Genomic DNA, 20,755 nt, shown 5'->3' with positions numbered 1-20,755 from the left:
CAATTCAGAATTTGAGAATTTCGAACTGATCGAAGCGGCTTCGGTTAGCGTTAGTTTAAGGTTGTGTAGTTGCCGATCCGGCGGAAATAGGTACTCGTCGCGTAGTGACAATGGTCGTTTCGTCGAATTCGCCACCGTTGATCCGCCTCAAACGACTGCAAATCAGCGCCGGCTGTGCTGGCTGCCGCGTTTTCTCGCAAAGTGGAAACCTGCCACCGAAGAGTGCGAATTGACGGCCGTTCGCCGTGTATTTCCCGCAAACATGCTGCTGATGGAGACGATTTGTCGCGAACGACGAGGTCTGAGCGCTGCTGCGCTTAGTGCGTCGACGGCGACGTGATCGCTCGACCAAAGGTGTAGCCGGGACTCTTCGGCCGGATAGTCGGGTGCAGCGAGGTGCGAATCGAGATTGCTTAGCGGCGCGGTTTCGCGTCAGGCGCGAGTTCGGCGCGGGCGCGAGCCAAGGTGCGCTCGTAATATTCCTCACGCTCCTGCTTCAGCCTGATCTGCAGATTTCGGAAGGCTGCAATGCGTTTTGCGATTTCGTCGCGCTCGTCGAGGGCTTTGGCCGCGTTCTGCTCGTTTGCGGGATCGTCAGAGCGCAGCGCCGCAGCGGCTGTCTGCTGGTCGTGATCGTCGGAGGTTTCAGCGACCGCCGGATGCGGAGCGGCATCGCCAACCAGCTCTGCAGCGGCTTGCCGCTCAGGACTGCTACCGGTTCGCTTCGGGATTCCGTTGTCCGGCAATTGCGATGACGTCATTCTATCCCCAGCGGGCATCATTGAAGTGCTGATCTGGTGCGTCAATTGAAATGCGCCCTGCCAGAACTGCAGTAGTGGATAAGGCACGCGCCCGGTTGCGGTCGTGTGCGGTACTCGGTAGCCGGTTTCCAACATTGAGAGGAGGCATGGCGAACAGCGATCTTCATTCCTCGCGTATCGCGCAATCCGCCACGCCGCGGCCAAGACCACCGAGATGTGCGCTGCCTATCTCGGCTGTTGCCGGCTTGCAATATCACGCAGCATCGTTCTTAGTCGCATGGCGGTGCATTCTGAGCGTTCGAACGGCCTTCGGGGCCGCTCGCACCGAGGTCTCAGCGGAAATCCAACATGTCTGATCATCACGGCCCCCTTCGCGTCGGTATCGGCGGTCCGGTTGGCTCCGGCAAAACCGCGCTGATGGATCTGCTCTGCAAGTCGATGCGCGAGCGCTACGACATCGCCGCGATCACCAACGACATCTATACAAGGTGGGACGCCGAATTCCTGGTGCGCTCCGGGTCGCTGACGCCGGATCGGATCGCCGGAGTGGAGACCGGCGGCTGTCCGCATACGGCTATTCGAGAGGATGCGTCGATGAATCTCGCCGCCGTCGCCGAGATGCGCGGCAAGTTTCCTGGCCTCGACCTCGTGCTGATCGAATCCGGTGGCGACAATCTGGCTGCGACATTTTCTCCGGAACTCGCCGACATCACCATCTACGTGATCGACGTTGCCGCCGGCGACAAGATCCCTTCGAAGGGAGGACCCGGTATCACGCGGTCCGACTTGCTGGTGATCAACAAGATCGATCTGGCTCCCTACGTCGGCGCCTCGCTCGACAAGATGGATGCCGACACCCGGAGGATGCGTGGTGCGCGGCCGTTCGTGATGACCAATTTGAAGAAAAGCGAAGGGCTGGACCGCATCATCAGCTTCATCGAGGAGAAGGGCGGCCTGATCCCGCGGGGCAATTCGGCTTGAAGCTGCCGCGGTCGGCGAAGGCTCAGTCCACAGCCAGGCGTTCGGGTGCCGGTGTATCGCGTTTGTGATCGGCGGCATCGGAACCGGACTTGGGGCGGCTGTGTTGAACCGCTCTTGAAAAGAAGCACCGACGCGCACTCCTCAGGGATCATTCGGTTGCGTTGCCGTCGATGTCTCTGCATGGTGGAGGGCATCGATACCTTGAATATCAGAGGCGGGGCGCTCCGCCTGGGACAACGAGTAAGAGCGTGGTTAGGCTTGGCTTTATCATCGGCTTGATCGCTGTTATCGGGGTGGCGCTGTCGGGCTTTTCCGCATCCCGGGTTTACGAACAGGAAGCGGCGATCCAGCGGATCGCTCTCGGTCGGGCCATCGACGTTCACGCCAGTCAGGTTCAGGATCGGCTCACCGAGCGAGAGCTGCTCGGCCGTGTCGCGTCCGGACTGTTCCGCAAGCCGTCGGTGATCAAGGCCGACATGCTGCAGCCGCTGCGTTCCTCGATCTACACCTTCAAGACCGATTTCGTCCTCGCGACCTGGGTCGCGCGGCTGAGGCCTGACGAAGTCGCGGCGGCGGAGGCGGAGCTGGCCAAAGCAGGATTCCCGGATGCCACCGTTCGGGAATTTGACGGCAGGCCTCTTCAGCCGAGTAGCGACGCGGTCCCGCTGGACGTCGTCATGGACGTCGAGCCTCGCAATCCCGAGACGATGGCGCTCACCGGCAGGATGCTGGACCACGATCCTGTACTCGGGCGTACATTCGCGCAGGCGCTGGCCGAAGGTCAGCCCTTCGTCTCCGATCCGGTGCCGTTGACGGGCAATGGTCCGATCGGTGTGGTGCTGGCGGCCCCGGTCAAGAACGCCGATAGTTCGGACACCGTCGGTTTCGTCACCTTTTCCTACAATCTGGCCACGCTGATGCTGACCAACGACGATTTGTCGTTGTTTTCGGTCGTGCTGAAGGATCCGAGCCGCGACGGATACGAGCTGGTCGCCGACGATAGCGGCGAGGTGACGACGCGCGCGATTCCGGACGGTGCTGCGCCGATCATCACACGGACGGTGACGTTCGGTAACCGCGATTGGTCGCTCGCCTATTATCCCAAGATCGACCCCTACGACCGCGCGCAGAGAATGGCGGTGCTGATCGGCCTTGCGGGGTTGGCCCTGACGTTGATCGTCGGCGGTCTGTTCGGGTACGTGAGCTACAGCAATATTCGGCTTCGGCGCGAGATCCAGATGCGGATCGGCTTCGAACGGCGTCTGACGGCGGTGATCGATGAGCTCAACCATCGGGTGAAGAACATCCTGGCGGTGATCCAGTCGATCGTGACCCGAACCTTGCGCCATGGCTCTGATGTCGACGTAGCCCGAGAGCTGTTGATCGGCCGGATTCATGCCATGTCGAACGTGGTGTCCCTGCTCAGCGATAGCCAATGGCAGGGCGTGATGCTGAAAGGACTGTTCGAGGGGCGCGCGATTCCGCATGCGGACCGGATCGAGGTCGATGGGCCGGACATCGCGGTCAGCGCTCGTGCCGCGCAGAGCTTGTCGCTGCTGTTTTTCGAGCTGGCGTCGCACTCCGACGAAGGGCTGGCCGTTGTCGGCAAGCATCCGCGGGTGGTGGCGAGCTGGTCCGTTGCTGGCGAGGACAAGGACGCGACTTTCCACTTCCGGTGGGAGGAGTTCAACACCAGCGCTGCCACCCGACGTCCGGACAGTGAATTCGGGATCATCCTGCTCGATCGGGTGGCGCCGGAAGCCCTCGGGGGCACGTCGAAGCGCTACTTCACCGATGTCAGCTACGTCTACGAGCTGAATGCGCCACTGGAAACGGTCGTCGACGTCAACGAGCGCGACCGCACCGGTCAGATCACTGCTCCGGTGCGGCCGGCCGCTAAGCCACGTAGGCGCTGAATCAGAAGAGAAACTCGGGCGTCCCACCGGCGACCAGCGTCGGGTTGACGCGACCTCGACTTGTGCGGGCGAGGGGGCCCTTTGCAGGGTCGTCCTCGCACGCGTGCTTTTGTGGAATTGGCCGTGGCAACCTTTCGCACGACATCGTTCATCTGCGATCGATCATCCGGTCGATCGGAGCGGATGGAGCAGTTCTGCTTCGGACAGAAACAGGACTGCACGTTCCTTAACGGTCGCAGCTTGCAAAACCTCATGGGTGAGGAGGCGTGGGCGATGCGGCTCCTCATCCTTAGAGACGCCCGGCGATGCCGGGCTGCTCAGGATGAGGACTTGGACCCTTGGCAAGGGCCAAGTCGGCTTCAATCAATCGATGAAGCGCTCTAGCCGTTACTGCCGATCACCGCGCGCACGGTGTCGTCCGGGCCGAAGTCCTCGGCGCCTTCGACATAGAGCAGCGCGCTGAGTTTGGACCGGGCGCGGTTGACGCGGCTTTTGATCGTGCCCACCGCGCATCCGCAGATCGCGGCGGCATCTTCGTAAGAGAAGCCCGAGGCGCCGACCAAAATCAGTGCTTCCCGTTGATCTTGCGGGAGCTTGTCCAGGGCCGTCCGGAATTCCTCGAACTCCAGGTGAGCGGTCTGTCCCGGCTGCGACTTCAGCGTTTTGGCATAGCTGCCGTCGGCATCCTCGACTTCGCGGCGGCGCTTGCGATAGTCCGAGCGGAACAGATTGCGCAGAATCGTGAACAACCAAGCCGGCAAGTTGGAGCCCGGTTGAAACGAGTCGATGTTGGCTAGCGCGCGCAACAGGGTCTCCTGAACCAGGTCGTCGGCGCGGTCGGCATTGCCGCTCAGCGAGATCGCGAACGCGCGCAGGCTCGGCACGGCGGCGAGAATGTCGTCTCGAAGGTTATCGGTGAGAGGCATGAATTAGTCCCTCCCCTCGGTTGTACTCGTGGCGCTCGCGGCTTCGGCCGCTTGCTGAGGATCATCCAGCTTCTTGATCAGTTCTGCGAACCGATCGGGGACGCCCTGGCGAACGACGTCGTCGTACATCGCACGCAGTTGATGCCCGATCCGAGCCTGGATTTCCGCGTTGAGACCTCCCTTGGAGCCTGGAGCTGACTTCTTCATGGTTTGAGCCTTGAATTCTTGCATGACTGATCCAATGTGTTCCCCATGGTCAAGTCCCCTGAACTTCGAGGGTTTTCCTTGATCTGCCGCCGTTTACCGGAGCCTAATGCGGTCCCGGCTTGAAAGTTCCCGCAGGCAATGGAACTTTTGCTCGGCTCGGGCGTAGTTGACCTCGCAAAGGTACAGGCCCGCCTCAGGCGTCGGCCCAGATGACTGATGGAGTGGGGATGTCGAGATCACAGGTTGTTGCCGAGCATTTGCCCTTGTTGCGCCGCTATGCGCGCGCCCTGACCGGAAGCCAGGCCTCCGGTGACGCCTATGTGGGCGCTATGCTGGAGGCGCTGCTTCAGGATCCCGCCCTTCTCGACGAGCGACACGGCCCCCGGGCAGGTCTGTTTCGTCTGTTCACACAGATCTGGAATTCGGTGGCGTTGAACGACGATACCGATGTGACGACGTTGCCGATGCCGACCGAGCGCCGGCTGTCGGCGATCACGCCGCTGCCGCGGCAGGCCTTCTTGCTGCTTTCGCTGGAAGGCTTCTCGGAGGAGGAAGTCGCATTCGTGCTTCAGGTCGACGTCGTCGAGGTCCGGCAGCTCGTCGATACCGCGGGTCGCGAGATGGCCGAGGATATCGCCACCGACGTCCTGATTATCGAGGACGAGACCTTCATCGCGATGGATATCGAGAGCCTGGTCAAAGGGCTGGGTCATAATGTCATCGGCGTCGCGCGCACGCATGCCGACGCGATCGCGCTGGCAAAGACCAAGAAGCCCGGCCTGATTTTGGCCGATATTCAGCTCGCCGACGGCAGCTCGGGTCTCGACGCGGTTAACGAATTGTTGCGGACCTTCGAAGTGCCGGTGGTGTTCATTACCGCTTATCCTGAGCGCTTCCTTACCGGCGAGCGGCCGGAGCCAGCCTTCCTGATCTCCAAGCCGTTCCAGCCGGCGATGGTCTCGGCGGTCGCGAGCCAAGCCTTGTTCTTCCAGCGCAATTCGCGCAATCGCAAGCCCAGCGCCGTCGCATCCTGACACTTCGCGGGTTGCACAAAGTCAGCGCCGTCCGGGGTGAGCCTGGGCGGCGCTTTCATTTTGTGGCCGATGGATGTCGCCAACCGATTGGAAGTTTAGGCTCCCCGAAAACAGACAGAGCGCCGCTGGCATCACACAGCGGCGCTCTGTCTTGCCGGTCTTGAAATCGGGGGAGGGGACTCGACCAGCGCGGGACAAACCCGGCTGGGATCGGAATGTTCCCGGCAAACGTTAAAATCGTTAACACACTCAGTTGATCGATCATTATCGAACCGCAGCCCCCCTCGCGCGATTAACCAGTACGGGCGCCGTCGAAGACCTTGTGCCGGCCTCCGTAACAGGGAAAGCGGCAAAACGCCTGCTACAACAAAGCGGCAAGATAACCATGTCACACATCGTGCGGGGAATTTTGGGCGCCCTTGCTATCACCGGGACGCTCGGCGTAGCGCAACTGGCAGTCGGCGAAGACCTTGGCCGCGCCAACCTCATTCGGCAGGCATCGATCGCGACCGCGGTCCAGGATGTCAATCGTTCGAGCAAAGCCGACCGGGCTGTCACGCCGCTGGCGACCCAGCCAGGACAGACGTTTGCGGTGAATTTGATCGGCCAGTCGGTGCTGGTTCGAATTCCGGAGGAGCAGATCAGCGGCGCGCTGCGTCTGCCAGATACCAAACGCCCGATGCTCGCGCCCAAGCCGATCGTGGCTTGCGAGCCCGTGGTGAGCGTTCTCACCGAAGTCGCCAAGCAGCTCCAGCCCGGCCGTTGCGTGGCCTGACGCGTTAGCTTGATGAATTGTCGCCGATCGTCTGGATCGGCTGTCCGACCGGCATCCGCCCTCCTGGGCGGATGTTTTCGTTCTAAGCCATGTTCGGATCGTGATGCTGTGTGCACCTTGACCGTCGATCGCACGGTGCCGGGGGCGACGGCGCGCTCTTGCCTAAGTCAGCCGCGTTGAAGCGGCCTTAGCTGTCGGGAAGCTGCGGAGAGGTGTCCGGTACCAGATGGTCCTTCAACACCAGACCGACGATCAGCAGCGGCGACGCGAGGAAGGCTCCCATCGGGCCCCACAGCCAGCTCCAGAAGGCGATCGCGATAAATACCGCCAGCGCATTGAGGGAGAGGCGGCGGCCGATAACGGTTGGCGTGATGAAATGCCCTTCGATGAAGGTCAGGCAGGCGAAACCGAGCGCAGCAAGCAGCCCAGCTCCGAGCGTCGGCATGCTGACGATTCCGACAACACACAGAATCAAGAACATCACGAAGGGGCCGATTATCGGGATGAAGTTGAGTGTTGCCGCCAGCGCTCCCAGGCCGGCGGGGTTCGGCATGCCGGCCCACGCACAGATCAAGCCGGTGGCGGCGCCATAGCACAGATTGATGACCGTCACGGTCATGAGATAGGAGCCGAGACTGTCCTCGAGTTCGTTCAGGATCCTCAGCGTCCGAAGCCGGGCCTCGCGTTCGGCGAACAGCATAACCAATGCGCGACGAAGCCCGCGCCAGCTCGCGACGAACAATACGAGTGTCACCAGAAACAACATGATTTCGGTGATGGTGGGAGAGAGAAACTGGACCGTCGGCTGCATCCAGTCGATCTTGGGCATTTGCATCGTGGCCGGCGGCAAAGTGTCGGTCCCGCCCAGCGCCGACTGAACCTGCCTCCACATCGCCACCGGCTTATCGAGAACGTGGAGTTTGTCACGCAGTACCGAGCCGAGCTCCGGGAGTCTGTTGCTCCACTCGATCAACGGCACCGAGATCAATCCGATCATGAAAGTGACGCCGGCCAAGCCGGCGAGTACGATCATTACGGCGCTGACACCGCGCGGAATTCGCCAGCGTTCCAAGAAGCTCGCCAACGGCGACAGCATCGTGCCGACCACGAAGGCGGTGACGATCGGAAGAAAGAACGGCTTGCCGACATAGAGCAGACCGATCAGGAAGATTCCCAACAACGCCACCAGGGCGAAAGCGACGACCTCGGTTCGTCTGATCAGCGGTGGCCGATCGTCGGGGCTGCCAGGTAGCGGTGTGCCGGGAAGCTCGGCCGGAAGACTGCGCACAACATACCCCCGCGACGAGATCGAACGGACCTGTGGTCGCCGCTCGCTACGGCTTGCGCCTTAAACGGGTGATGTCGCTGAAAGTTCCCGGACCGACCGCGGCGTCTTCCATCGAGCGCGACGGAACGGTTTGGTACGTGGCGACGTTTGTTAGCAGCTCGTGTCGATACGACGCAATTACCAGGCGGGGATGCGATCATGACTGCTCTTTCGAATACTAAGGCTTTGGATCGGTCGCCGTCGGGTGCGGCGCGCCGGATGCTGCTCGGTGCTGCCACGGTCCTGATCGCCAGTGCGCTCTATGGCGGCGTTGCATCGGCTCAAACCCTCGGCTATGCGGCCGCCCCCGAAGCCGGCCCTTTCACCACTGGTGACGAAGTGCTGGTTGCGCCGAGGGATCAGGCCAACGACGCCACGGTGGGCGACGAGGATGCGCAGCTTCCCGACCGGCTCCGCCGCACCGTGGTCAGCTTTCCGACCAGGGAGCCGGCCGGCACCGTCGTGATCGATACCGGCAACACCTATTTGTACTACGTGCTCGGCGGCGGTCGTGCGATCCGTTACGGCGTCGGTGTGGGGCGCGAAGGCTTCACCTGGTCCGGCGTGCAGACCGTCACCCGTAAGGCGGAGTGGCCGGATTGGCGCCCGCCGGCGGCAATGATCGCGCGTCAGCCTTATCTGCCGCGGTTTATGGCTGGTGGTCCAGGCAATCCGCTCGGTGCGCGGGCGATGTATCTCGGCTCGACCGACTACCGCATCCACGGCACCAACGATCCTTCGACGATCGGGAAGTTCGTTTCGTCCGGCTGTATCCGGCTGACGAACGAAGACGTCGAGGACCTCTTCAGCCGGGTGGGCGTCGGGACCCGGGTGGTGGTGCTGCCGAAGTCTGGGGCGCATCCGATCGAGGCTCGTGCGAATTCGCGGCCGGGCCGGCAGGCGATGAACATTTCAGTCTCGTCGATCGACTAATGCCAGACAGTGACCGGAGACAGGTGATGCGTAAGCTCAATTCAGGCCGGATCGCAGTCGGCCTAGTGTTGGCCAGCGCCGCAGTGGCGTCCCCCGCGCATGCGCAGGACTTCTTTCAGGCTCTGTTCGGTGGCTTTCAGGCGCCGCGCTATCAGCCGCGGATGCCGGCTTTGCCGTTTGCCGATGACGGCTACGCTTCCCAGCCGCGCGAAAGGACGTCCCGTTCGAGCGCGCGCACCTATTCTTCGGGGGGCGGTCAGGCGTATTGCGTCCGCAGTTGCGATGGTCGCTATTTCCCACTCTCGGCAACCGGCGGCGAGAGCAAGGCCGAAATGTGCAACAGTTTCTGTCCGTCGAGCGAGACCAAGGTGGTGTATGGCTCGTCGATCGACAATGCCCGGACCTCCAGCGGCAAGCCGTATTCCGAATTGCCCAACGCGTTCAAGTACCGCACCGAGATTGTCGCTGGCTGCACCTGCAACGGCAAGGACCAGTTCGGGCTCGCCAAGATTCCGATCCGGGACGATCCGACTGTGCGCAAGGGTGACCTCATCGCCGAAAAGGACGGCCTGATGGTCGCTGCTCGTAACGCCTCCGCCAGTGACGGCAAGATTGCCCTGGCACCCGCGTCAAGCGTTGATCATGTCCGTGCCGGCGATTCCAATGTCCCGGTGTTGGCGCGGGACTGAGCGTTCGCGCGCATCAATGGAAAAATCGGCCGCTCGATCGACGCTGTGATAGCGACGGTTGAGCGATCCGGAACACCTGAAATGCTCCTGCGCCACTCGGTAGGTGCCTTTGCGGCCGAGCGACCATAACCAACCATGCCGCCTGATCGAGAGGGCCGCGCAAGGCGTACTTAGCGCGGGCTTCTGCCTGCGTCCTTCGCGACGTGGCTCCCGCCAACGAGACGTCGTCAGTTCCGAGGCGGGAACCGATCAGCTTCTCGGCGATTGACCCAGGTGGAATCATCGCGGGTTGGAGCTAGCAAAAATGAGCGTCCTGATTGGCATTCTGATTACATTTCTCGTCATCATTCTGGTGCTGTACCTGATCAACATGCTGCCGTTGGATGGTCGTGCCAAACAAATCGCACGGATCATCGTCATCATCATCGGCGTCGTGTCGCTGCTGAAATATCTGGCGGTCTTCTAAATCACCGCTCCGGCCGGGCATTTTGCCCGGCCGTTGCGTTTCTGCGGCCATCGTCGTTGTCGTTTCGAACTCTGAAATGTCGTTGAAATCAAAAAGCCCCGGCGGAAGCCGGGGCTTTTGTACGTCGACCTGTGCGGTCGATTACTTCAGTTTCGAGAACCAGTCGTCGACGTCCTTGCGGACCTGATCCTTAGCGTAGCCGTAGCGTTCCTGCAGCTTGCCTTCGAGCTGGTCACGGCGGCCTTCGATGACGTTGAGATCGTCGTCGGTGAGCTTGCCCCACTTCTCTTTGACGTTGCCCTTGAACTGCTTCCAGTTACCTTCAACGCGATTCCAATCCATCTCGTCCTCCAGTGTTTTGATGCCGGTCCAACGGACAGGTCGGAGGATCGTTCCGGTCTGCGCCGCGGCAACCGGTCGCTTGATATTGGCGTCTTTCGCGCTCGAAGGTCGTCGTCAGTCATGAGCTACCAAAGCAAAAGACCCCTCCCTTTCGGGAGAGGTCTGATGGCAGCGAAGTCAAAGGTTGTGCTGGCTCAGCGCACGGTTTCCAGGTGCGCCGCCTTGGCCTCACGGCGGCGTTCATGCAGGATGAACTCGGTGTAGCCGTTCGGCTGGGCGCGGCCCTTGAAGATCAGGTCGCAGGCAGCTTCGAACGCGACGCCATCGAAGTCCGGCGCCATCGGCCGGTACAGCGCATCGCCTTCGTTCTGCTTGTCGACCACCACGGCCATCCGCTTCAGCGAATCCATCACCTGCTCCTTGGTGACGACGCCGTGATGCAGCCAGTTGGCGAGATGCTGGCTGGAGATGCGCAGCGTGGCGCGGTCTTCCATCAGGCCGACGTCGTGGATGTCCGGCACCTTCGAGCAGCCGACGCCCTGGTCGATCCAGCGCACCACATAGCCGAGGATGCCCTGGCAGTTGTTGTCGATCTCCTGGCGGACATCGTCCGGCGCCCAGTTCGAATTCGACACCGGGATGGTGAGGATGTCTTCGAGCTTGGCGCGCGGGCCGCCCTTGGCGAGCTCCTGCTGGCGAGCGATCACGTCGACCTGGTGGTAGTGCAGAGCGTGCAGCGTTGCAGCGGTCGGCGACGGCACCCAGGCGGTGGTGGCGCCGGCCTGCGGATGGCCGATCTTTTGGGCGATCATGTCGGCCATCTTGTCGGGGGCCGCCCACATGCCCTTGCCGATCTGGGCATGGCCGGGCAGGCCGTCGATCAGACCGGTGTCGACGTTCCAGTCCTCGTAGGCCTTGATCCAGGGCTGCGCCTTCATCTCGTTCTTGCGGATCATCGGGCCCGCTTCCATCGAAGTGTGGATCTCGTCGCCGGTGCGGTCGAGGAAGCCGGTGTTGATGAAGCAGATCCGCTTGCTCGCATTCTGAATGCAGGCCTTGAGGTTCACCGTTGTGCGGCGCTCCTCGTCCATGATGCCGACCTTCAGGGTGTTTTCGGTCAGGCCCAGCATCTTTTCGACGCGGCCGAACAGCTCGACCGTGAGGGCGACTTCGTCCGGGCCGTGCATCTTCGGCTTGACGATGTAGACCGAGCCGGTGCGGCTGTTGCGGGTCTTGCCGAGGTGCTTGAGGTCGTTGATCGCCAGCAGGCCGGAGACGGCGGCGTCCAGGAAGCCTTCAGGGATTTCCTGACCTTCGCTGTCGAGCACGGCGTCGGTCCACATGTGATGGCCGACGTTGCGCATCAGAAGCAGGCTGCGTCCGTGCAGGGTGAGCTGCTTGCCGTCCGGAGCCGTGTAGGTGCGGTCGCCGTTCAGCGCGCGGGTGACGGTCTTGCCGCCCTTCTCGAAGCTTTCCGACAGCGTGCCGTCCATCAGGCCGAGGGTGTTGCGATAGATCAGCACCTTGTCGTCGGCGTCGACGGCCGCGACCGAGTCTTCCATGTCGAGGATGGTCGAGACTGCGGACTCGATGATCAGATCGGCCACGCCGGCCGGATCGTCCTTGCCGATGTTGTTCGAGCGGTCGATTTTGATCTCGACATGCAGGCCGTTGTTGACCAGCAGCACGGCGGTCGGCGAGGCGGCGTCGCCATTGTAGCCGGCGAACTGGGCCGGCTTCTTCAGGCCGGTGGCGTTGCCATCCTTCAGCTTGGCGGAGAACTGTCCGGCGATCACGCTATAGCCGGTGACGTCGCTGTGGCTGCCGGTGGCGAGCGGCGCTGCCCCGTCGAGGAATGCCTTGGCCTTGGCGATCACCTTGTCGCCGCGCGCCTTGTCGTAGCCCTTGGCCTGGGTGGCTTCCTGCGGGATCGCGTCGGTGCCGTAGAACGCGTCGTACAGCGAGCCCCAGCGCGCATTCGCCGCGTTCAGCGCGTAGCGCGCATTCGACAGCGGCACCACGAGCTGCGGGCCGCACAGCTTGCCGATTTCTTCATCGACATTGGCGGTCTCGACCGCGGCGGTCGCCGGCTCCGGCAGCAGGTAGCCGATCTCCTTCAGGAAAGCGGTGTAGGCCGCCATGTCCTGCTTCTTGCCCTTGTTGGCGAGGTGCCAAGCGTCGATCTTGGCCTGCAGATCGTCGCGGGTCTTCAGCAATGCGCGGGTCTTCGGCGCCAGATCACGGACGATTGCGGCAAGCCCAGCCCAGAACGCATCGGGTGCGACGCCGGTTTTGGGCGCGGCCTCCTTGGCGATGAAGTCGAACAGCACAGGCGCGATTTTCAGTCCGTGGGCGTCAATACGATTCATTTTTGGATGTCTCGCGGGAAAACGGCGCGCTGGCGCCTTTTCAGGGTCAAATGACCGATCGCCGCGGGGCGGCGCCGGGTGCTCCTTTTAGCGTCAAAGCCCGCCAAAAGAGAAGGCCCGACCGCCCACCTGAGCGAGCGATGCCCCAGAGGCGTCGTGATCCGCCGGCCGGCATATGGTCCGAGCCGCCGCTTGGCGTGGTCAGGAATCGTCAAATCTGCGGCACGGCGTTTGCTAACCCAGCACGGCGGGGCGGTCCGCGAGAACCACAGTCTCCGGAACACCGCTGTGAGGGGCGGAATTTCTCTCCAGTGGGTCGCGAGTGAAACGGAATGATTTTCTTCCCCGATGGGTTGTGTCGGGTTCGTGGAGAAAATAATTCTAAACAGGCCAAGTGTGGCGACGGAGCGAACATGCGATTTCTTCCGGTATTTCTGGATCTGGCGGCGGGGCCCGTCGTGCTGGTGGGCGCGGGCGAGATGGCGCGGGCCAAGCTGCGGCTCCTGCTTGGCGCCGGCGCTTCGATCCGCTGGTATGCGACCGATGGTGATCGCGATCTGGCCGGCCTGACCGAGGCCGAGCGGTCGCAGGTGGTGTTTCCGGACGGCGAGCCGCTGCACGCCGAGCTCACCGGTGCGATTGCGCTGCTGTGCGCGGGCGCCGGCGATCTCGCGGCTCCGCTCGCGGCAAAAGCCCGGGCGCTCGGTGTGCCGGTCAACGTCATGGACGAGCTGTCGCATTCGACCTTCATTTTTCCGGCGATCGTCGATCGCAGCGACGTCGTTGTGGCGATCGGCACCGGCGGTACGTCGCCGGTGGTGGCGCGCCGCGTGCGCGAGTTGATCGAGACCGTGCTGCCGGCGCGGATCGGCGATCTGGCGGCGCTGATCGGCCGCTGGCGCACGCCGATCAAGGCGCGAATCCCTGAATTCCCGCTGCGCCGCCGGTTCTGGGAGCGCGTCGTCGACGGCCCGATCGGCCGCGCGGTGCTCGACGGGCGGCTAACGGATGCAGAGACCGAACTGAAGAAGATCGACGATGCCACCGACTACGCACGGCATTCGCTCGGCCGCCGTGCCAATGGCCATGTCACCTTGGTGGGCGCCGGACCGGGGGATCCCGATCTGCTGACGCTGAAGGCGCTGCGGGCGCTATCGGACGCCGATGTGGTGTTCTACGACGAACTGGTTTCTCCGGAGGTTCTCGATCGCATCCGCCGCGACGCCAAGCGTGTCCCGGTCGGCCGCCGCGTCGGGCAGTCGGGCATCGGTCAGGAGGCGATCAATGCGCTGCTGATCGAAGCCGCGCGCGCCGGACAGCGCGCGGTGCGGCTCAAGGGCGGCGATGCATTCGTGTTCGGCCGCGGCGGCGAAGAAGTCGAAGCGCTGCGCGAAGCCGGCGTGTCCTATGCGGTTGTGCCGGGCATCAGCGCGGCGTTCGGCGCGGCGTCGCAGTTCGAAGTGCCGCTGACCTATCGCCACGAAGCCCTGCGCATCACCTTCCTCACCGCGCACAAGGCCAAGGACGCCGAGACGGTCGACTGGTCGGCGCTGACCGACCAGAAGATGACCGTGGTGGTCTACATGGGCATGAGCGCCGCGCCGACGATTCGTCAGGCCTTGCTCGCGGCGGGCCGCGCCGCCGATACCCCGGTCGGCGTGTTCGCGCGCGTGACGCGGCCGGACGCCGTGGCGGCGGTGGGCGTGCTCGACGATCTGCCGGCACTGGTCGAGCAGGTCGAGGGCGGCCCGGCGCTGCTGGTGATCGGCGATGTCGTCACCCACTCGGCGCCGTGGCGCCAGCAACAACTCCTGCAACTCGTTTCGACCTATCAGATGGCCGCCGAATGACGTCCCCGCTGCAACAGAAGATCAAGATCACCGGCCCCTCGGTGGTGACTGCAAATCGCACCACCGACGGCGTGGTGATCTACCGGACCGCAACGAACGGCTGGTCGACCGATCTGGCCGACGCTGCGATCGTGCGCGAGGCCGAGCCGGCGCGCGCGCTGCTCGCCGCTGCGACCGCCGACGATGTCGGCGCGGTCGGTGCCTACATCGCGCCGGTCGAGATCGGGGCTGACGGTGCCGTCGCTCCCGGAAATCTGCGCGAAAAAATCCGCCGCGACGGCGTCACCATCGCGCTGCCCGTTCGGGCTTGAGGGCTGTTCCATGTATGCTTACGACGAGATCGACCGCGCCATTGTCCACGAGCGCGTCGACGAATTCCGCGATCAGGTGCGCCGCCGTCTCAACGGCGAGCTGACCGAAGACGAGTTCAAGCCGCTGCGGCTGATGAACGGCGTGTATCTGCAACTCCACGCCTACATGTTCCGCGTCGCCATTCCTTACGGGACGCTGTCCTCCGAGCAGCTTCGCAAGCTGGCTCATGTCGCGCGGACCTACGACCGCGGCTACGGTCATTTCACGACGCGCCAGAACATCCAGTTCAATTGGATCGCGCTCGCCGATCTGCCGGATGCGCTCGCTGAGCTCGCCGAGGTCGGCATTCACGCGATGCAGACCTCCGGCAATTGCACCCGCAACGTCACCGCCGATCAGTGGGCCGGCGTCGCGCCGGGCGAGATCGAGGATCCGCGGGTCTGGGCCGAAATCCTGCGCCAGCACACCGCGCTGCATCCGGAATTCTCGTTCCTGCCGCGCAAGTTCAAGTTCGCCATCACGGCGTCCGATCACGACCGCGCCGCGATCAAGATCCACGACATCGGGCTGAAGCTGGTCAGGAACGACGCCGGCGAAACCGGCTTCGAAGTGCTGGTCGGCGGCGGGCTCGGCCGCAGTCCATTCATTGGCAGGACCATCAAGTCCTTCGTGAAGGGGCACGACATCCTCAGCTACATCGAGGCGATCCTGCGCGTCTACAATCAGTACGGACGCCGCGACAACATCTACAAGGCGCGCATCAAGATCCTGGTGCACGAGCTCGGGATCGAGAAGTTCGCCGCCGAGGTCGAGCAGGCATGGTCCGAGATTGCCGACGGACCGCTGACGCTCGACGACGAGATGATCGAGGACATCCGCTCGCGCTTCATCTATCCGGCCTATGAAAAGCTGCCGGCCGAACCGGACGAGCTGCGCGCCGCGGCCGGCGATGCGCGGTTCGAAGCGTGGCGCGGCAACTCGGTTGCGCCGCATCGTCAGGACGGCTATGCCATCGTCACGTTGTCGCTGAAGCCCGCGGGCGGACCGCCGGGCGATGCGACCGCCGAGCAGATGGACGCGGTCGCCGACCTTGCCGACAAATACTCGTTCGGCGAGATCCGCGTCGGCCACGAACAGAATCTGGTGCTGCCGCACGTCGCCAAGCGCGATCTGCCGGCGCTGTGGGCCGCGCTCGACAAGCTCGGTCTCGCCACGCCGAATGTCGGTTTGGTCAGTGACATTATTGCTTGCCCTGGTCTCGATTACTGCTCGCTGGCGAATGCGCGGTCGATCCCGATCGCCCAGGAACTGTCGCGCCGCTTCGCCAATCCCGAGACCGCGGCACTGATCGGGCGGCTGCACATCAACATCTCCGGCTGCATCAACGCCTGCGGCCATCATCACGTCGGCCACATCGGCATTCTCGGCGTCGAGAAGAATGGCGAGGAGTTTTATCAGATCACCATCGGCGGCCGCGCCGACGAGGGCGCCGAACTCGGCGTTCTGATCGGCCCGGCGGTGCCTTACGGCGAAGTCGCCGATGTGATCGAGGATATTGTCGAGGCCTATCTCAGCCTGCGGCAGAGGCCGGACGAATTGTTCGTCGACGCGGTCAAGCGGCTCGGCGTCGAACCCTTCAAGGAGCGGGTCTATGCCACTCGTTAAGAACGGACAGATTGCGGCGGACGATTTCGTCGCCGTCGCCGACGACGCAGAGTTGCCGGCCGCCGGTCCGGTGCTGATCTCGGCTACGCGCTTGCTGGCCGATCCCGAGCGGCTGGTGGCGCGCAACAGCCCGCTCGGCGTGGTCTGGCCGAACAACCGTGACGTCGCCGAGCTGAAGCCCTGGCTCGACCGGCTGGCGCTGATCGCGCTGGTGTTTCCGACCTACAAGGACGGCCGCGCCCACAGCCAGGCGCGGCGGCTGCGCGAGGTCTATGGTTATCGCGGCGAACTGCGCGCCACCGGGCAGGTGCTGCGCGACCAGTTCACCTTCCTGGTCCGCAATGGCTTCGACGCGCTCGACGTCAAGAAGGAAGCCGATGCACACGCCTTCCGCGAAGCGACGCATCGCTACACCGAGTTCTATCAGCCGACCGGCGACGGTCACCGCAGCGCGCTGCAGCTGCGGCGGCAGCGGCATCTGACGTCGGCCAGTTAAGCCGCAGTTCTCCACGCCGTCATTGCGAGGAGCGTAGCGACGAAGCAATCCAGAAGCCGCACGCGTGGCGTCTGGATTGCTTCGCTTCGCTCGCAATGACGGGGGGAAGCTTCGACCATCACGCCGCCGTTGACCTGGTGCGCGCTTTGCATCAAATGCGCCGCCATGAGCAATCAGCTTCTCGACCGTGTCGTTGCCGAAATCGCCGATGAGATGGCGCAGCGGGCGGACCGCGGCGAGGTGGCAAGCTACATTCCGGAACTGGCGCGGGTCGACCCGAAGGCGTTCGGCCTCGCGGTGATCGGTGCCGACGGCCATGTTGCCGCCGCCGGCGACGCCGACGTGCCGTTCTCGATCCAGAGCATCTCGAAGGTGTTCACGCTGACGCTGGCGCTCGGCAAGGCCGGCGATCGGCTGTGGCGGCGCGTCGGCCGAGAGCCGTCGGGATCGGCGTTCAACTCGATCGTGCAGCTCGAGCACGAGCGCGGCATCCCGCGCAATCCGTTCATCAATGCCGGCGCGATCGCCGTGACCGATCTGATCCTGTCCGGGCATCAACCGCGTGAGGCGCTCGGCGACATCCTGCGCTTCATGCAGTTCCTGGCCGGCGATTCCTCGATCGCGATCGATGAAGCGGTGGCCAAATCCGAGCAGCGCACCGGATTTCGCAACGCCGCACTCGCCAATTACATGAAATCATTCGGGGTGCTGGACAATCCGGTCGAGTACACGCTCGGGGTCTATTTCCACCACTGTGCGATCGCGATGAGTTGCCGGCAGCTGGCGATGGCCGGGCGCTTCCTGGCGCACAGCGGTCAGAACCCGTCGACCGGCCACAATGTCGTGCCCAGTGAACGTGCCCGCCGCATCAATGCGCTGATGCTGACCTGCGGCCATTATGATGGGTCGGGTGAATTCGCCTACCGGGTCGGCCTGCCAGGTAAGAGCGGCGTCGGCGGCGGCGTGCTGGCGGTGGCGCCGGGCAGAGCCTCGATCGCGGTATGGGCGCCGGGTCTCGATGCCGCCGGCAACTCTCATCTCGGCCGGGTCGCCCTGGAGATGCTGACCAGGCGCATGGGCTGGTCGATCTTCGGCGTCTGACGGGCTCTCTGCGCAGCAAAAAGGGCCGAACGCGCGCGCCGGCCCTTCCTCAGTCGCTGCGATGGTCGCGGCGTCGTCGCCGCGCAAGCTCTGGCGTCATGGCCGTTTGGTCGACTGCTCTTCAAGCATCGCGATCTCGTGATACCAGCTCGAGCAGGTCAGGATATTGGCCGGATTCGACGCAGCCTCGCTGCTCGACAGCACGGTTCGGTTGGCTCCATCCCGGCCGCCGACCGGGAACTGGTAGATCTTGGCTGAGGTCTGATTCAGGCTGCTCACGCGATCTCTCCTTTCTTCCTTCGGGTTCGATGAAGCTGGCTCGACAAGCGACGGGCACGCGTCGAAGCGGATCATAACGTGGTTGCTTGGCGTTCAGGCAGATTGGTCAATGAACAACCAGTGATTGGCGATTCTTTGCGCATTCATCCGCCTGCTGATGAACTCGGGCCCAGTTTTGGTGCAACGCGGCCGGAATGGCTTGGTTGCGCTTCCCACCTCCGAGAAAATCGTGCGCCCGAGTGGTTAATTTTGTTTACCGCTGCGAACGCGGGGGAATACGGATCATTCGGGCGTTTTGGCGTGGATGTCCGGCGATCAATCGATCGCGCTTTTCGCGCCCAGGTTGCTGTCTAGGCGCCGCTGTCGGGCCTGCGGCGATTTGGCCCAGTCTGGCATATTAAATGCTTCATCTCGGCTGGACCGAAGGCCGCCGGGTGCGGTTCCGCGTCCGCCATCGGGCCGAACGCCGATGGCATCTCCAACGAGAGGACCGCATGACCAAGTACAAGCTCGAGTACATCTGGCTGGACGGCTACAAGCCGACGCCGAACCTGCGCGGCAAGACGACCATCAAGGAATTCGAGGTCTATCCGACGCTCGAGCAGCTTCCGCTGTGGGGATTCGACGGCTCGTCCACGATGCAGGCCGAAGGCCACAGCTCGGACTGCGTGCTGAAGCCCGTCGCGATGTACCCGGACGCTGCTCGCAAGGACGGCATCCTGGTTCTGTGCGAAGTGATGATGCCGGACGGCGTCACCCCGCATCCGACCAACACCCGCGCCACCATCCTGGACGACGAAGGCGCCTGGTTCGGCTTCGAGCAGGAATACTTCTTCTACAAGAACGGCCGCCCGCTCGGCTTCCCCGATGCCGGCTATCCGGCGCCGCAGGGGCCGTACTACACCGGCGTCGGCTACAAGCATGTCGGTGACGTCGCGCGCCAGATCGTCGAAGAGCATCTCGACCTCTGCCTCGCGGCCGGCATCAACCACGAAGGCATCAACGCCGAAGTGGCGAAGGGCCAGTGGGAATTCCAGGTGTTCGGCAAGGGATCGAGGACCGCGGCCGACCAGATGTGGATGGCGCGCTACCTGATGCTGCGTCTCACGGAAAAGTACGGCATCGACATCGAGTTCCACTGCAAGCCGCTCGGCGACACCGACTGGAACGGCTCGGGCATGCACTGCAACTTCTCGACCGCCCACATGCGCGAAGTCGGCGGCAAGGAGTATTTCGAAGCGATGATGAAGGCGTTCGAGGCCAATCTCGACGACCATATCGCGGTGTACGGTCCGGACAACCACATGCGGCTCACCGGCAAGCACGAGACCGCGCCGTGGAACAAGTTCTCTTACGGAGTCGCCGATCGCGGCGCGTCGATCCGCGTGCCGCACTCCTTCGTCAACAACGGCTACAAGGGCTATCTGGAAGATCGCCGCCCGAACTCGCAGGGCGACCCCTACCAGATCGCGTCCCAGGTTCTGAAGACGATTTCGTCGGTCCCCACCTCGAAGTCGGCAGCCGCCGCCTGAACCTCCACGGCGACTGCTCGCGGCCCGGACGCAAGTCCGGGCCGTTGCCGTTTCCAGGCCCGGAACGCGATTCCCGGCCGGCCCCATCTTCACCATTCAGCCACTGTTGACGTGCAACAACTGCCCGGCGCGTCGTGAGCCGGTGACGGGCCGGCGGTGCCGATCGCGCGCGAATGGGGAATCTGCACAATGTTTCGCGGGGTGATGGCCGTTCTCGGCCTGTTGGTGCTGGCAGGCTGTGCCGGCGATGTCGCGCCGTCTGTCGATACGCCGTCGATGTATCAGAGCATGGCGCGCGAAGGCGCTCGGGTCGATGTCGCCGCGGCGGCCACGATGATCTCGCAATATCGCCAGAACAACGGCCTCGGTCCGGTGACGGTGGATCCGGCGCTGACCAAGCTCGCCGAGGATCAGTCCTCGACCATGGCGAGACGCAACAAGCTCGACCACGACGTCAAGGCGCCGCTGGCGCAGCGGCTGAATGCCTCCGGCTATCCGGCGGCGGTCGCGGTCGAGAACGTCTCGGCCGGCTATCACACGCTGGCGGAAGCGTTTTCGGGCTGGCGGGATTCGCCGCCGCACCGTGCCAACATGCTGAAGAGCGGCGTCGACCGGATCGGCATCGCGGCGAGTTATGCTCCGGGCACCAAATACAAGGTGTTCTGGACCATGATCCTCGCCTCCACCGACACGCCACGATAAACCGGGCGTGATCGCGCCCCGACGTTAGCGCGATTGACGCAGGCGCCGCGCCCCGCCAAGTTTCCGGCGTCTGCTCGAAGGTGCAACCGACC

General features: G+C 63.5%; 21 protein-coding genes. 14 read left to right on the top strand and 7 right to left on the bottom strand.

All coding sequences use genetic code 11. The features are described from left to right. Positions 1-413: 413 nt before the first annotated feature. Positions 414-761, bottom strand: coding sequence for a hypothetical protein (locus tag DY468_RS24770; RefSeq protein ID WP_246700933.1), 348 nt, complete (start codon positions 759-761; stop codon positions 414-416). 348 nt (positions 762-1,109) lie between these two features. Between DY468_RS24770 and ureG the strand changes: the two genes are divergently transcribed. Both ureG and DY468_RS09460 read left to right on the top strand, forming a co-directional pair. Then, positions 1,110-1,742, top strand: a complete 633-nt coding sequence (ureG, locus tag DY468_RS09465; RefSeq protein WP_164604562.1) for an urease accessory protein UreG — start codon at positions 1,110-1,112, stop codon at positions 1,740-1,742. Between the two features lie 248 nt (positions 1,743-1,990). Further along, positions 1,991-3,658 carry a CHASE domain-containing protein gene (locus DY468_RS09460; protein WP_164604561.1) on the top strand — a complete coding sequence of 556 codons (1,668 nt, stop codon included), beginning with the start codon at positions 1,991-1,993 and terminating at the stop codon, positions 3,656-3,658. Positions 3,659-4,038: 380 nt separating this feature from the next. Here the strand turns inward: DY468_RS09460 and DY468_RS09455 are convergent, their stop codons facing one another. Both DY468_RS09455 and DY468_RS09450 read right to left on the bottom strand, forming a co-directional pair. Beyond that, a complete protein-coding gene (locus tag DY468_RS09455) occupies positions 4,039-4,584 on the bottom strand; it encodes a sigma-70 family RNA polymerase sigma factor (protein ID WP_164604560.1) in 546 nt (181 codons plus the stop codon). A 3-nt stretch (positions 4,585-4,587) separates the two neighbouring features. Beyond that, positions 4,588-4,815, bottom strand: coding sequence for a NepR family anti-sigma factor (locus tag DY468_RS09450; RefSeq protein WP_164604559.1), 228 nt, complete (start codon positions 4,813-4,815; stop codon positions 4,588-4,590). Between the two features lie 203 nt (positions 4,816-5,018). On the opposite strand from DY468_RS09450, the gene DY468_RS09445 reads away from it, so the two are divergent. Together DY468_RS09445 and DY468_RS09440 are read left to right on the top strand one after the other, a co-directional pair. Beyond that, positions 5,019-5,825 (top strand): response regulator, encoded by an 807-nt coding sequence (locus DY468_RS09445; RefSeq protein ID WP_164604558.1) that lies wholly within the window; start codon positions 5,019-5,021, stop codon positions 5,823-5,825. A gap of 253 nt (positions 5,826-6,078) precedes the next feature. Continuing rightward, a complete protein-coding gene (locus DY468_RS09440) occupies positions 6,079-6,600 on the top strand; it encodes a hypothetical protein (protein WP_246700932.1) in 522 nt (173 codons plus the stop codon). A 187-nt stretch (positions 6,601-6,787) separates the two neighbouring features. Here the strand turns inward: DY468_RS09440 and DY468_RS09435 are convergent, their stop codons facing one another. Next, entirely contained in the window at positions 6,788-7,888 is a 1,101-nt protein-coding gene (locus DY468_RS09435) for an AI-2E family transporter (protein ID WP_164604557.1), read from the bottom strand. A 258-nt stretch (positions 7,889-8,146) separates the two neighbouring features. On the opposite strand from DY468_RS09435, the gene DY468_RS09430 reads away from it, so the two are divergent. The 3 genes from DY468_RS09430 to DY468_RS24610 all read left to right on the top strand — a co-directional run bounded on the left by DY468_RS09430 (position 8,147) and on the right by DY468_RS24610 (position 10,015). After that, complete coding sequence (locus DY468_RS09430) at positions 8,147-8,860, top strand: L,D-transpeptidase (protein ID WP_164604591.1); 714 nt, start codon at positions 8,147-8,149, stop codon at positions 8,858-8,860. Between the two features lie 26 nt (positions 8,861-8,886). Then, on the top strand, positions 8,887-9,549 hold the full coding sequence (locus tag DY468_RS09425) for a DUF2865 domain-containing protein (RefSeq protein WP_205512163.1): 663 nt from the start codon (positions 8,887-8,889) through the stop codon (positions 9,547-9,549). 304 nt (positions 9,550-9,853) lie between these two features. Next, positions 9,854-10,015: a Thivi_2564 family membrane protein gene (locus tag DY468_RS24610; protein WP_205512161.1), complete on the top strand. Its 162-nt coding sequence runs from the start codon at positions 9,854-9,856 to the stop codon at positions 10,013-10,015. Positions 10,016-10,156: 141 nt separating this feature from the next. On the opposite strand, the gene DY468_RS09420 is transcribed toward DY468_RS24610, so the two are convergent. Beyond that, positions 10,157-10,357 carry a CsbD family protein gene (locus DY468_RS09420; protein WP_164604555.1) on the bottom strand — a complete coding sequence of 67 codons (201 nt, stop codon included), beginning with the start codon at positions 10,355-10,357 and terminating at the stop codon, positions 10,157-10,159. Between the two features lie 194 nt (positions 10,358-10,551). Further along, a complete protein-coding gene (locus DY468_RS09415; RefSeq protein WP_164604554.1) occupies positions 10,552-12,726 on the bottom strand; it encodes a malate synthase G in 2,175 nt (724 codons plus the stop codon). A 413-nt stretch (positions 12,727-13,139) separates the two neighbouring features. On the opposite strand from DY468_RS09415, the gene cysG reads away from it, so the two are divergent. From cysG to DY468_RS09390, 5 genes are all read left to right on the top strand, one after another. Next, positions 13,140-14,576 carry a siroheme synthase CysG gene (gene cysG, locus DY468_RS09410; RefSeq protein ID WP_164604553.1) on the top strand — a complete coding sequence of 479 codons (1,437 nt, stop codon included), beginning with the start codon at positions 13,140-13,142 and terminating at the stop codon, positions 14,574-14,576. Further along, positions 14,573-14,887 carry a DUF2849 domain-containing protein gene (locus tag DY468_RS09405; RefSeq protein ID WP_164604552.1) on the top strand — a complete coding sequence of 105 codons (315 nt, stop codon included), beginning with the start codon at positions 14,573-14,575 and terminating at the stop codon, positions 14,885-14,887. The genes cysG and DY468_RS09405 overlap by 4 nt, the downstream gene beginning before the upstream one ends. Before the next feature lie 10 nt (positions 14,888-14,897). Next, a complete protein-coding gene (locus tag DY468_RS09400; RefSeq protein WP_164604551.1) occupies positions 14,898-16,553 on the top strand; it encodes a nitrite/sulfite reductase in 1,656 nt (551 codons plus the stop codon). Continuing rightward, a complete protein-coding gene (locus DY468_RS09395) occupies positions 16,540-17,049 on the top strand; it encodes a DUF934 domain-containing protein (protein ID WP_164604550.1) in 510 nt (169 codons plus the stop codon). The genes DY468_RS09400 and DY468_RS09395 overlap by 14 nt, the downstream gene beginning before the upstream one ends. 165 nt (positions 17,050-17,214) lie before the next feature. After that, positions 17,215-18,150 (top strand): glutaminase, encoded by a 936-nt coding sequence (locus DY468_RS09390; protein ID WP_164604549.1) that lies wholly within the window; start codon positions 17,215-17,217, stop codon positions 18,148-18,150. A gap of 96 nt (positions 18,151-18,246) precedes the next feature. On the opposite strand, the gene DY468_RS09385 is transcribed toward DY468_RS09390, so the two are convergent. After that, positions 18,247-18,429: a DUF2735 domain-containing protein gene (locus DY468_RS09385; protein WP_164604548.1), complete on the bottom strand. Its 183-nt coding sequence runs from the start codon at positions 18,427-18,429 to the stop codon at positions 18,247-18,249. Positions 18,430-18,923: 494 nt separating this feature from the next. Here DY468_RS09385 and DY468_RS09380 point away from each other — a divergent pair, with 494 nt between their 5' ends. Next, positions 18,924-19,961, top strand: a complete 1,038-nt coding sequence (locus DY468_RS09380) for a glutamine synthetase beta-grasp domain-containing protein (RefSeq protein WP_164604546.1) — start codon at positions 18,924-18,926, stop codon at positions 19,959-19,961. A 189-nt stretch (positions 19,962-20,150) separates the two neighbouring features. Beyond that, the gene (locus DY468_RS09375; RefSeq protein ID WP_164604544.1) at positions 20,151-20,663 is read left to right on the top strand and encodes a CAP domain-containing protein; all 513 of its coding nucleotides are present in this window, start codon (positions 20,151-20,153) and stop codon (positions 20,661-20,663) included. Positions 20,664-20,755 lie beyond the last annotated feature (92 nt).

This window comes from Rhodopseudomonas sp. BR0M22, from assembly GCF_010907035.1.
Classification (GTDB): domain Bacteria; phylum Pseudomonadota; class Alphaproteobacteria; order Rhizobiales; family Xanthobacteraceae; genus Rhodopseudomonas.
Note: the sequence above shows the minus strand (reverse complement) of the source record. Positions and strands in the feature narration are given on the sequence as shown.